General features: G+C 54.8%; 10 protein-coding genes. 2 read left to right on the forward strand and 8 right to left on the reverse strand.

The window, feature by feature from the left end:
- Nucleotides 1-202 precede the first annotated feature (202 nt).
- Nucleotides 203-1,825 carry a methyl-accepting chemotaxis protein gene (locus NJC38_RS25155; protein ID WP_253117571.1) on the forward strand — a complete coding sequence of 541 codons (1,623 nt, stop codon included), beginning with the start codon at nucleotides 203-205 and terminating at the stop codon, nucleotides 1,823-1,825.
- Nucleotides 1,826-1,925: 100 nt separating this feature from the next.
- Nucleotides 1,926-2,843, forward strand: coding sequence for a GntR family transcriptional regulator (locus NJC38_RS25160; protein WP_253117573.1), 918 nt, complete (start codon nucleotides 1,926-1,928; stop codon nucleotides 2,841-2,843).
- Nucleotides 2,844-2,895: 52 nt separating this feature from the next.
- On the opposite strand, the gene NJC38_RS25165 is transcribed toward NJC38_RS25160, so the two are convergent.
- The 8 genes from NJC38_RS25165 to NJC38_RS25200 all read right to left on the reverse strand — a co-directional run.
- Complete coding sequence (locus NJC38_RS25165) at nucleotides 2,896-3,954, reverse strand: AbrB family transcriptional regulator (protein WP_253117576.1); 1,059 nt, start codon at nucleotides 3,952-3,954, stop codon at nucleotides 2,896-2,898.
- Nucleotides 3,954-5,024 carry a lactonase family protein gene (locus tag NJC38_RS25170; RefSeq protein ID WP_253117578.1) on the reverse strand — a complete coding sequence of 357 codons (1,071 nt, stop codon included), beginning with the start codon at nucleotides 5,022-5,024 and terminating at the stop codon, nucleotides 3,954-3,956. Before NJC38_RS25170 ends, NJC38_RS25165 begins: the two co-directional genes overlap by 1 nt.
- A gap of 22 nt (nucleotides 5,025-5,046) precedes the next feature.
- Entirely contained in the window at nucleotides 5,047-5,532 is a 486-nt protein-coding gene (gene rraA / locus NJC38_RS25175) for a ribonuclease E activity regulator RraA (RefSeq protein ID WP_253117579.1), read from the reverse strand.
- Nucleotides 5,529-8,228 carry an aconitate hydratase AcnA gene (gene acnA, locus NJC38_RS25180; protein ID WP_253117580.1) on the reverse strand — a complete coding sequence of 900 codons (2,700 nt, stop codon included), beginning with the start codon at nucleotides 8,226-8,228 and terminating at the stop codon, nucleotides 5,529-5,531. The genes rraA and acnA overlap by 4 nt, the downstream gene beginning before the upstream one ends.
- A gap of 124 nt (nucleotides 8,229-8,352) precedes the next feature.
- Nucleotides 8,353-9,234, reverse strand: a complete 882-nt coding sequence (locus NJC38_RS25185; protein WP_253117581.1) for a LysR family transcriptional regulator — start codon at nucleotides 9,232-9,234, stop codon at nucleotides 8,353-8,355.
- 12 nt (nucleotides 9,235-9,246) lie between these two features.
- A complete protein-coding gene (otnC, locus tag NJC38_RS25190) occupies nucleotides 9,247-9,882 on the reverse strand; it encodes a 3-oxo-tetronate 4-phosphate decarboxylase (RefSeq protein ID WP_253117582.1) in 636 nt (211 codons plus the stop codon).
- Nucleotides 9,879-11,147: a 3-oxo-tetronate kinase gene (gene otnK, locus NJC38_RS25195; protein WP_253117584.1), complete on the reverse strand. Its 1,269-nt coding sequence runs from the start codon at nucleotides 11,145-11,147 to the stop codon at nucleotides 9,879-9,881. Before otnK ends, otnC begins: the two co-directional genes overlap by 4 nt.
- 125 nt (nucleotides 11,148-11,272) lie before the next feature.
- On the reverse strand, nucleotides 11,273-11,966 hold a 694-nt coding region (locus tag NJC38_RS25200; protein ID WP_253117587.1), incomplete at its 5' end, for an isocitrate/isopropylmalate family dehydrogenase.

Here is an 11,966-nt window from a genome sequence, read left to right on the forward strand (position 1 = left end):
TGCACGAAGCAGCAAGAGGTTGAGGTTCGAATGCATAACAAAAAACGCGGCTTAACCGCCAAGCGCACCCACTTCCAACGCTGGTAAAAAACATGCCAATTGAAACGTTCTGTGGTGCCAAGCACCGGGAAATCTCTAAGCCTCAGCAATTTTTCACCGAGGTATTGTTCTCACTCCTTTCGTTCAGCAGGGGGTTATCCCAATGCTAATGAGAAATATTCGGATCGCTCCCCGGGCGTTTATAGGATTCGCAGCCATCGCACTCCTCAGCGTGTTCCTGGGGTTGTTCGCGCTGAAGCAGATTCGAGATGTCCAGGTGCAAGCCGCCGATATCCAGGAAAATTGGATGCAGCGTGTCCGAGCGTTGGGGGCTTCCAATGCATCATTGAATCGTTACCGCATGGGTTCCATGCAGCACATTCTGTCGACCACTGATGATGAGATGCAGTCTTACGAGGAAAAGACTGCTGGGCGTTTGAAGAGCGTGCGGGAGCAGATGTTGACCTATGCAAGCCTGTTGAAGACAGCGGATGATAAAAACCGATTGGAGGCGTTCAACCGCAGTCTTGAAACGTATGCCAAAAATCACCTTCAGTTGCTGAGGCTCTCGCGTCAGGGGGATAAAGCCGGTGCCCGCGCTTACCTGATGACGATCCGAGACTCGTACGATCAGATGACCATAAACTTTGACGACCTTATCGATCGGGCGAATCAGGGGGCTGAACTGGCGGGTGAGCACTCTGACAGGGCCTACTACGAGGCCGTGAGAGGCATCACTCTAGTTATCTTGCTGGTAGGCATCGGAACCATAATCGTGGCCTGGGTGCTCACTCGTAGTATCACTTTGCCCATCATGGATGCCGTCCAAGTGGCCGAAACCATTGCAAAGGGCGATCTAACCAAGCCGATCAACCCAGACGGAAACGACGAGGCAAGTCGCTTGCTTGCAGCGCTGGCTATCATGCAGGACAGCCTCCTCACGACTCTCAAACAGATCACTGGCTCTTCCACGCAGTTGGCGTCTGCCGCTGAAGAGTTAAACGCCGTAACGGTTGAGGGAAGCCGGGATCTGCAACAACAACATGGTGAGATTGAGCAGGCAGCTACGGCGGTCACGGAGATGACCGCCGCGATTGAAGAGGTCGCTAGGAACGCCTCATCAACCTCTGACCTATCGCAAGAGTCCAAGGCCATCGCTCTGAAAGGGCAGCAACGAATGATGGAAGCATTGTCTGCCATCCAAGGCCTGACCCGAGGTGTCGCCATAAGCTCGGTGCAGGTCGGAGGGCTTGCCGATCAGGCTCAAGGCATTGGCAAGGTACTTGATGTCATACGTACAATCGCTGAGCAGACCAATTTGCTCGCGCTTAATGCCGCCATTGAGGCTGCGCGGGCGGGCGAGGCGGGCAGAGGGTTTGCGGTAGTCGCTGATGAGGTGCGGGCGTTGGCTCACAGGACAGCTCAATCTACCCGTGAAATCGAGGAAATGATTGGCAATATCCAGAAAGGTACCGCTGACGTGGTCGGCACCATGCAGACCAGTAGTAACATGACTCAGCAGACCCTGGAGCTTGCAGAGTTGGCCAAAGTTGCGCTGGAAGAGATTGTCGCAGCGAATGACGAGATCAATGACCGAAATCTGGTAATCACCACTGCGGCTGAAGAGCAAGCGCATGTGGCCCGCTCAGTGGATCAGAATCTGCTCAATATCAGAGAGCTTTCGATTCAGTCTTCAGAGGGCTCCCATCAAACCACGGCGGCTTCGCAGTCATTGGCCAATCTAGCTTCAGAGCTCAATACCATGGTCAGGCATTTCCAGATCTGAAAGTGCGCCAAGAGTCCTTCGCTGGCCGTATACTCCGGTAGCACCGACAGCGCCAGCGAAGGTTCATCGTTCAAGTTTTTAACAGGTCAGTGAGTGAAGAATGGCTTCAAGCGCTTTAGTACAAAGAATCGTCGCAGAAATCCGCCAGAAAATTCAGGTCAAAGAACTTGAAGTGGGCGCGCACATGAGCGCCCAGAAGGTGGCTGATGAATTCAAAGTGTCGAGGTCTCCGGCCCGTGAGGCCTTGGTCACACTTGCGAATGATGGCTATCTGGAGCAGTTCGCCAACCGGGGATTCTTTGTTCTGGAGCGTGCACATGAAGTCTTTGCACTGAACGATGAGGTGCGATCACTCGAAGAGCCTGAGGAGTATTACCGGCTCTCCGAAGATTGGCTGAACAATTTGATTCCTCAGGAAGTCACCGAGCAGTTCTTGCGTAACCGATACGACCTGACCAAGGTGCAAGTAATCGATATCCTCAACCGGGCCGCCAAGGTGGGTTGGGTCGAGCCCAAGCCTGGGTACGGCTGGCGCTTTCTCGACGTTGCGAAAACTCCTGAAACGCTGGAGCAAATTTACAAGGTCAGGTCGCTCATCGAACCTGCAGCATTACTGGAGCCGACGTACCAACATGACATGGAAATTCTGCGTCGTCTGAAGAAGGAACAGCAGGACATGCTGGACGGTGGCATTGATACGTTGCCGGCAGATGTGCTGCTCAAGAATGGTATCCGCTTTCATGAAGAGTTCATCAAGCTCTCGGGGAATCCGCTTTACCTGATGATCCTTAAGCAGATGAACAACATGCGTCGTCTGCTGGAGTACCGCTCGATGATCGACCGCAAACGCCTCTACAAGCAGTGTGCCGAGCATATTCAGATGATCGAGCTGGTGGAGCAGGGCAACAATCTGGACGCGGCTCATTTGATGAAGCGACACCTCAGTGGGTCGTTTGCTCGCAAGTCGCCAATACTTAAGCTGCGTGTTGAAGATCAGAGTTCCACCGAAAACGCCTAAACGGTCGTGTGGGGGCTTTTGGGCGATTGTCGACCCCCTCACATCCCACTTCTTAATCGGCCTTTCGCCCTTGTGACTCACTCCGCTTAACCCAGCGGTCGTGAATCGGCTCTGCAAACACCATCACCACGATCAAGCGCATGATCTGCATCGCCGTCACCAATCCTACCGCCAAATGCAAAGCCTCTGCAGTGAGGTACATCTCCGTGCTGCTGCCCGGCATCATACCTAGCGCGAGTGTGGAGGTCGGCAGATCAATGATGTGGCTCAATAGCCACGCCACCAAGACGGTAAAGCCAATCATTGACAGCGTGAAGGCTGCCACCTTCAGCAGATAAGTCGGGGCTGATTTGAAGAACTGCCGGTCAAAATGGATGCCCAACGCGCAGCCGATCATCAGTTGCCCGTAATGGCTTAGTTCTACCGGTAACGCCATCTGCAGATCAAACACCGCCGTACAGAGTGCACACAGCGCCATGGGGCCAAACATCCAAGGATTTGGCCAGCCAAGGCGCTTCCAGGCCATTGCTACCAGAGCTCCTCCCAAGAGCATCGGAGCTAGCCAGCGCCAATCTGTTGGCAGCCTGGCGTAAGACGCATTGGGCAAAACGTGCGCTAGATAAAACATGGTAGGCGGCACGCATAGAACGATCAGTACCAGCCTGACGCTATGGGCTGCTGCGATTTTCCCAACATCAGCCTTATGCCGGATTCCCAACTGGATCATCTCCGCAAAATTAGCCGGCATGAATGCAAAATAGGCCGTAGTCAGATCCATTCCACGGCGATGCATGAAGCTGATACCCACGAGTGCGATCCCTAGTGTAAGGAAGGCCACAAACAGCATTATGGGAAAGCGTTGGATGATCTCGTCAAGCACCAGAGGTGTGAAATGCAGGCCGATGGATGTTGCGATCATCCACTGGCCGGAAATTCTTCCTTTTGGTATTTCGCTAACATGCCAGCCGATGCACCGCACCAGAATGATGGCCAGCATTGAGCCGATTATCCAAGGCAACGGCCAATGCAACCAGGTCGCAAGCATCGCACCGCATATCCCTACGATGGGCGTTCCCCACCACGTGCTAAATCCCTTTAGAAATACTTTCATTAGGCAAAATCGCGGCGGTCAGCGAACACCATACATACCGGACTGCCTGTTTCCACAATTTGCCCTGTCTGGCTCAGGCGCCCAGTTGCGGGTTCGACCGAGAATGTAATGATGGTATCGGTATCCTCGTTCGCCGCATACAGGAACTGGCCTGACGGACTTAACGCAAAGAAGCGGGGCGTCCGACCGCCAGTAGGGAATGCCTCGACAAAGGTGAGCAACCCGTTCTGCTTATTGATAGAGAACAGCGCAATGCTGTCGTAGCCCCGATTGGAGGCGTACAGAAACAGACCAGCTTTATCCACTTCAATCTCAGCAGCCCGGCTGGTGCCGACGAAACTCTCTGGCAGCGACGAGAGCACCTGTAATGCAGTCAGCCCCCCGGTTGCATTGTCGAACTCGTAAGTAGTGGCGGTCGAATCCAGTTCGTTAATAGCGTAGGCACGTGGCAGGGTCGGGTGGAATGCAATATGCCGTGGCCCGGCACCTTCACGGCTGACTACATAGGGCACGCTGGCCGGTATGAATGTGCCGCTGGTGGAATCGAATTCGAAGCTGAAAACCCTGTCCAGCCCTTTGTCCGGAACGATGATAAAGCGCCCGCTCGGATCAAATGGGTTGAAATGGGGCTTCGCATTGTTTTGTTCTATACGATGCGGCCCTATTGGCCCTTCCATAATCGTGCATTGAACAAGCTCGCCGAGTTTTCCGTCTGTCTGGATCGCGATCACTGCGAGCGAGCCGCTTGAATGGTTGCTGACCACCAGGAAACGATTTTCGGGGTCAATAGCCAGGCTAACCGGGTTGAGGCCTCCCGTCGTAACGGTGTTCAGCAACGACAAAGTCCCATCCTGATTAATAGCGAACGCGCTGGCTTCCTCGCGATCCCCATGGACGCAGTACAGAAAATTCTGGTTCTTGCTCAATGTCAGAAAGGATGGGTTGGTCAGCCTGTCCACGAGCTGAATATGGGCAAGTGATCCTGTGGCCTGATCAACCTTGTAAACATTGATTCCATCCCCGCGAGCGTTTCTTTCTCGCGTTGTGCGACACCCAACGTATGCGTACATACACAGCTCCGAGTTAAAAAAATCAGGCGATCAAACTCACGTCTGACGCCGTTAATACAAGCAAACCATCTTCGTCGGCGACGATCAGGTCACCGGGCTGAACAGTAATGTGGGCGAGTGTGACCGCAATCCCGCAAAGGCCTTGACCTTGTCGGTTAGAGCCCTTGGGTACCGCCCCCAATGCTCGAACGCCGATATCCATCGCAGCGATGCGTCTGACGTCGCGCAAACACCCATTAATGACGATCCCTTCCCATCCGTTATCTATCGCTGTCTGAGCGCTCATGTCACCGAATACGGCACAACGTTCGCTGCCGCCTGCGTCGACCACTAGAACCTTGCCGCGCCCGTCTGTGGCGATGGCTTCCTTGATCCTTGAGCTGTCTTCGTAGCACTTGATCGTGACCGCCTCGCCCCTGAACTGATGTCGTCCTCCAAAGTTTGTAAAACGCGGGGGAAGAAATTGAGCGCGTTCTTTCAACAGGTCACAGATTTCGGTGGTGTTCATGCGCAGCCCTCTTCCGACTTTTTCGTATTGGCAACGACTTTTCTAACCACGTAAGGAAGAATTCCGCCTTGGCGCAGGTACAAAATTTCCTGGCTTGAATCTATCTTCAGGACGAGCTCGAATGGGCACTGCTGGCCATTTCGAGTGATGAGCAACCGAATGGAGTTGACCCCTACGGTCAAGCTGTCCAGTCCATTCAGGTCAAACTGCTCAGATCCGTCGAGCGAGAGGTCAGCAGCGCTCTGGCCTGCTTTGAATTCGATCGGGAACACACCCATGCCAATGAGGTTACTGCGGTGGATTCGTTCGAAGCTTCGAGCCACCACCGCTTTCACCCCTAGGGTCGCCTGAGCCTTTGCCGCCCAGTCTCTGCTTGAGCCCGCCCCGTAGTTGAAGCCTGCGAATATCACCAGTGGGATTTTACTTTCGACATAGGTCAGCGCTGCGTCGTAAACGCGCATGACCTCACCGGAGATATTTTTTGCCCAGCCGCCTGCGGCAGGCTGTTCCAGCAGCAATTGATTTTTCACTGCCCGGTTCACGAAAGCTCCGCGCATCATCACTTCGTGGTTGCTGCGTCGAGTCGAATATTGGTTCAGATCGTCAGCGGCCTCACCACGATCAAGTAGCCATTGCCCAGCCTGGCTTTCGCTAGGGATCGCACTCGCAGGGGAGATGTGGTCGGTGGTCACGTTATCGCCCAGCACCATCAGAGGGCGAGCGCCTGTGATGGTCAGCGATTCAGCGGGCAGGGCGCTGACGCCTTGAAGATAAATGGGGCGGCGCAGGTAGGTGGATGCCGGATCCCATGGAAACTGGACACTTCCAACCGCTGACAGTTGTCGCCAATGATGAGTGCCGTTCCAGAGTGTCGCATTACGTCTGCGAAACAGCTCCGGCAATACCGTGCGCTCGACCAGTGCGTTCACCTCATCGTCATGCGGCATCAACTCATTTAGAAATACATCATTACCATCAGCATCTTTGCCCAATGGTTGATGCTGGATATCAATATTTATCGTGCCCGCGATTGCATAGGCAACTACCAATGCGGGCGATGCCAGGTAACCGATCTGTATTTTCGGATTGACCCGCCCTTCAAAGTTGCGGTTTCCAGAAAGCACTACAACGGTCTTGAGGCCTTCATCGGCGAACGTTTCCATATGCGGTTCCAGTTTGCCGGAGTTACCGATACAGGTCATGCAGCCAAAGCCGGCCAGATCGAATCCCAGCGCTGAGAAATCAGCCATCAAATCTGCGTTTTCGAGGTAGTCGGCGACCACCTGCGAGCCAGGTGACAAAGACGTTTTTACCCAAGGTTTACGCTGCAAGCCGCGAGCCCGAGCATTGCGCGCAAACAGACCCGCCTGAACCATCTGGCTGGGGTTGGCAGTATTTGTGCAGCTGGTAATGGCGGCGATCGAGATCACGCCATGGCTTACAGCCTCGCCAAAAGATGGTTCGAAGAAAGTAGCGTTCTCGTCGGCGGTAGTTGCTATCACATCGGCACCTTCTCCCATGATGTCTTGGCGGAATGAGAGCGCTGCATCTGAGAGTTTGCGCCATTGGTGCGGCTGATGTGGGCCTGCAACGCTCAACTCGATAACGTTCAGGTCTAGCTCGATCACTTCCGTGAATTGCGGCTCAGGATCGCTGTCATTACGCCATAGCGTTTGAAGAGGCAGGTAAGCGTCAATTTTTGCCAGGGTGTCATCGTCGCGTCCGGTCAGACGCATGTATTGCATCGTCGTATCATCGAATGGGAAAAATACTACGGTCGCCCCGTACTCTGGCGCCATATTGGAGAGTGTTCCACGAGCGGCCCAACTCAGCCCTGATAACCCGGGCCCGCAGAACTCGACGAATTTACCAACCACGCCCCGCGCGCGCAGGATTTGAGTGACACGCAGTGCCAGGTCAGTGGCGGTGACACCTGGGCGCAAGCGGTTGGTCAGACGGATGCCGATGACCTCCGGGAAGCTGATAGGAACAGGTTCTCCGAGCATGGCTGCTTGGCCCTCAAGTCCGCCGACGCCCCAACCGAGAATACCGATCGCGTTGATCATGGGGGTGTGGCTATCGGTCGCGACCATGTCATCAGGGTGTAGCAATGGCTCACCATCACTAGAGCTGCTTTCCCAGACAACCTTGCCCAGCGACTCCATGTTCACTTGGTGGATGATGCCCGTGCCAGGCGGCACTACCTTGAAGTTGTCCAGGCTCTTCTGTGCCCATTTGATGAAGCGATAGCGCTCAGAGTTTCGGCGATAGTCGATGTCCAAATTGCGCTCCACCGAATCTGCCTCTGCATAGCTTTCTACGATGACGGAATGGTCAATGGTCAGCACAGCGGGAATCATCGGATTCATCGTGGCTGACGTGCCGCCCATCTCATTGACCATGTCCCGCATACCGGCGAAGTCCGCCAGTGCGGGCAAGCACGTGGTGTCGTGGAACATCAGGCGATTCGGAAAAAAAGGTACTTCGCAGTCGGTTCGTTGAGTACCCAGGCACTCCAGAAAGTCCGGCAACGATTCTGGAGAGCAGCGTGCGACGTTCTCCAGCAAAATCCGCAGCGAGTAGGGCAGTGTGACGAGCTTGTCCGCTGAAACGACTTTTTTGAGATCAACAAAGGCGTATTCACGTTCACCTATGTGGAGATGATTGAGAAACCGTGGGTCGATGGCTGAAATCATATGACCTGCAACTGGCGTTCGTGAGTCGGAGATGCTTGGCACCGTTTGATACGATGATCCTAAGCAACGGCCCCCTCTGCGAAAATTGATCCTTGAAGAAAGAGGCGTTCTCCTCATGTGAACGTTAAGCCGTCAGGTGCCCCACAAATGCTTTTACCGTGGGTGCCAATGCTTCAAAGTTTCGAGACACGATGTTCAGCTGTCGGTGCGCCCAAGGTTCTTCCAGGGTGATGGCATGCAGATGCAGAGGTTTGAGATAACGCCGCAGAACGTCACGGGGCAGGATACAAATGCCCAGATTTGCCGAGGCCATCTGGCACATGCATTCAAAACTGGTAACGCGAATTCGTTGGCGAACTGATGTCCCAAGCTTGTTGGCATGTTCAGAAAGCAGGTGATGGACAGAGCTTTCTTGATGGGGGCCAATAAACTCGTACGACAATGTTCGTTCGAACCTTACACCTGTGAACTCAGCCAACGGGTGCGTCTCGGACACCGCGACAACAAGCTCATCGGTACGGTAAGCAATCGATTCAAGTCCCATCGCGGGTGTCTGCTCCGCGATGATCCCAAGATCAGCTCGACCATCGGCTACAGCTCTCACGATGGCTGCACCGACCCGCTCCTCAATATCGAACTTGATCTCTGGATAACTGTTCAGGAAGCGACCGATATCCAGCGTCAGGTGCTGCGCCAGTGCGGAGGTAATGGCATGCAGTCGAATATGACCCTTGGTGCCTGAGCCGTATTCACCGAGCTCGGAATCCATTTTTCCCAGTGTTTCCATCAGTTGTAAGGTGTAGTGCCTAAGCGACTGCCCTGCCGGGGTCAGCTCCATCCCGCGTGGGTACCTTACAAACAAACTGGCCCCGACCTTGGCTTCCAGCTCGCTGATTCGTTTGCTGACAGCAGACGTGGCCAGATGGCAGCGTTCAGCTGCCCTGGTAAGGTTTCTCTGCTCAGCAACCGCCATGAATATTTCCAGGCTCAGCAGGTCGTGGCGCATTTATCTACTCGCTTAGCGCTGTGGGTACCGCCGTTGCAGATCTGCGATCTGTTCAGGTGTGAGCGTCTTAAACTTATGTTGGAAAATCAGCAGAAATAGCTGCGCAGTAGCTTCTAGCTCTTCAGTAGCATCCACGGCGGCGCTCAAATCAGAGCCCGCTACCACTGGCCCGTGATGCGCCAATAGCATTGCATGGTGTTTCCCTGAGAATGAACGCACTGCGTCAGCCAATGCCGGATCACCTGGAGCGTAGTACGGAACGAGCGGAAGCTTGCCTACGCGCATTGCATAATATGCGGTGATCGCCGGCAGCAGGTCTTCTGGATCAAGCCCGTCCAGCACTGAAACGGCAACAGAGTGTGTCGAGTGTAGATGTACTACAGCGCCGCTTGTCGGCCGCTCTTCATACATTGCCAGGTGCAGGAGGGCCTCTTTGGATGGCTTGTCGCCGCTGATATGGCGGCCGCTCCAATCGAGTTTGGACAGTCGCGCCGGATCCAGCCTGCCCAACGAAGATCCTGTAGGCGTCAGAAGCCAGCCATCGTCGATTCGTGCACTGATGTTGCCTGTGCCACCGTGGGTCAGTCCCCGGTCGTACATTGACTTGCCGAGCAGCACAATTTCTTCGCGAAGTTTGGTCTCGCTCATTGCACTTGCCCCAATGCTTTCTCGAAGAAATCGACGGTTCCAAAATTACCCGACTTCAGCGCCAAGGCGATGGGTACATCTCTCAGACCTACTGTCCAAGGCACGCCAGGATCGATTGGTGCCCCAATGCGAAGAGCTTCTACATCAAGCGCCTTCACGACTGCTCCTGAAGTTTCGCCGCCAGCGACGACAAGCTTTCTGACGCCCAGGTCGACCAGGCCAATCGCGATGCGTGAAAGCGCGTCCTCGACGATCTGTCCCGCAGCTTCGACGCCGAGCAGGTCTTGAGCCGCTTTCACGGTATCGGGCTTGGCGCTGCCGTAAATCAGTACGGGCTCGTTCTGAATGATGCTTTCAGCCCACTCCAATGCCTGCGCTACCTGATCTTCGCCTTTGGCAAGCGTAAGCGGGTCGATCTGAAAGCTCGGTCTTGTAGACTGCCAATGCGCGACTTGAGCGTTTGTGGCAACTGAACAACTGCCGGACAGAACCGCGCTCAGACCACCAACAGGCGGCAGCGCAGAGGCTGCGTCGCTGCCGATCAATAGGCCTTTGCGACCGAAGTTGTCAGGTAAGCCCAGTGCAATCCCGGAACCACCCGTTACCAATAGGTGATTCTGAATGACGACAGCAATTGCCCGTAAATCATCATCCGTAACCGCATCGACGATAGCGTAGGAGCACCCGGAATCCTTGACCTGCGCCAGGGTCTTCTTGAGCAAGCCATTGCCTCTTGAAACGGCGCTGTGAGGCACGAGGCCGACTTTCTTGCTGGTCTGCTGTTGAAGCACATTGACCAGATTCGAATCCGTCATCGGCGTCAATGGGTGATGACGCATGCCAGACTCGCTCAGCAATACGTCACCGACGAACAGATGCCCTTGATAGACCGTGCGTTTGTTGTCAGGGAAGGCTGGGCAAGCGATGGCGAAGTCGATGTCCAGAGACGCCATCAGTGCGTCGGCTACTGGGCCGATATTACCTTTCGGGGTGGAGTCAAAGGTTGAGCAGTATTTAAAAAAATACTGACGACATCCGATCTTTTTTAGCCACTCCAAGGCCTCCAGCGATTCATCAACCGCTTCATCTGCCGGCAATGTGCGGGTCTTGAGTGCAACAACCACCGCGTCAATGTCATCCGGGATGGGCTCTTTAGGAATGCCGATCACCTGCAGTGTGCGCATGCCGCCGCGCACCAGTGTACTGGCAAGATCGGTGCCGCCGGTAAAGTCGTCGGCGATGCAGCCCAGCAACAATTTAGTCACTGCTAATCCTCCCGCTCCAACCATAGAGATCAGTGCTCGCGATGATTGGATATTGAATTCTTGTTGGTATGGACACGTCTGGGGACGCTAAAAGGAGCAGCGCGAGTGCGTTGCTCCTTTCTCAGTTAGCCCAGGATGACCTTGGCTACTTCTTCGCCGAAAGCTTTGGTGCCCAGCTTGCCGCCCAGATCGGGGGTACGTTTTTCCGGGCTTTCCAGAACAACGTCGATAGCACGATCCATCTCGGCAGCAGCAGCCACCAGGCTAGAGTTATTGCGTTGCTCACCCATCCATTGCAGCAGCATGGCCACGGAAAGAATCATCGAGACAGGGTTCGCGATGTCCTTGCCTGCGATGTCCGGTGCCGAACCGTGTTGGGCCTGAGCTGCGCAGTGCACGTCACTTGCCATGATCGAACCGGCCAGGCCGAGGCTACCGGACAGCTCACTGGCCAGGTCACTGATGATGTCGCCGTAGAAGTTGGTCGCAACCAGAACGTCGAAGCGCTCTGGGCTGCGTACCAGGTGAGCAGTAGAGGCGTCGACCAGCAAATCGTCCAGTTGAACTTCAGGGAAGTCCTTGGCCACGTCACGCACGGCTTCAAGGAACAGGCCGTCGGTCATGTGGAAGCTGTTGGCCTTGTGAATCGCAGTGACTTTTTTGCCGCGTTTCATCGCCAGTTCGAATGCGCGACGTGCAATACGCTCGCTGCAATGACGGGTGATTTTGCGGGTCGACAGTGCCATGTCCGGGCTAGGCATGACTTCGCCCCAGCCACGGCTCATGTTGCGGTCTGGATAGAAGCCTTCGGTGGCTTCA

Origin of the sequence: Pseudomonas sp. 21LCFQ010 (assembly GCF_024129905.1) — a bacterium.
Lineage (GTDB): Bacteria > Pseudomonadota > Gammaproteobacteria > Pseudomonadales > Pseudomonadaceae > Aquipseudomonas.

Coding starts and splice junctions, on each gene's coding strand:
- NJC38_RS25155 (WP_253117571.1), top strand. CDS start 203: ATGCTAATGAGAAATATTCGGATCGCTCCCCGGGCGTTTATAGGATTC.
- NJC38_RS25160 (WP_253117573.1), top strand. CDS start 1,926: ATGGCTTCAAGCGCTTTAGTACAAAGAATCGTCGCAGAAATCCGCCAG.
- NJC38_RS25165 (WP_253117576.1), bottom strand. CDS start 3,954: ATGAAAGTATTTCTAAAGGGATTTAGCACGTGGTGGGGAACGCCCATC.
- NJC38_RS25170 (WP_253117578.1), bottom strand. CDS start 5,024: ATGTACGCATACGTTGGGTGTCGCACAACGCGAGAAAGAAACGCTCGC.
- rraA (WP_253117579.1), bottom strand. CDS start 5,532: ATGAACACCACCGAAATCTGTGACCTGTTGAAAGAACGCGCTCAATTT.
- acnA (WP_253117580.1), bottom strand. CDS start 8,228: ATGATTTCAGCCATCGACCCACGGTTTCTCAATCATCTCCACATAGGT.
- NJC38_RS25185 (WP_253117581.1), bottom strand. CDS start 9,234: ATGCGCCACGACCTGCTGAGCCTGGAAATATTCATGGCGGTTGCTGAG.
- otnC (WP_253117582.1), bottom strand. CDS start 9,882: ATGAGCGAGACCAAACTTCGCGAAGAAATTGTGCTGCTCGGCAAGTCA.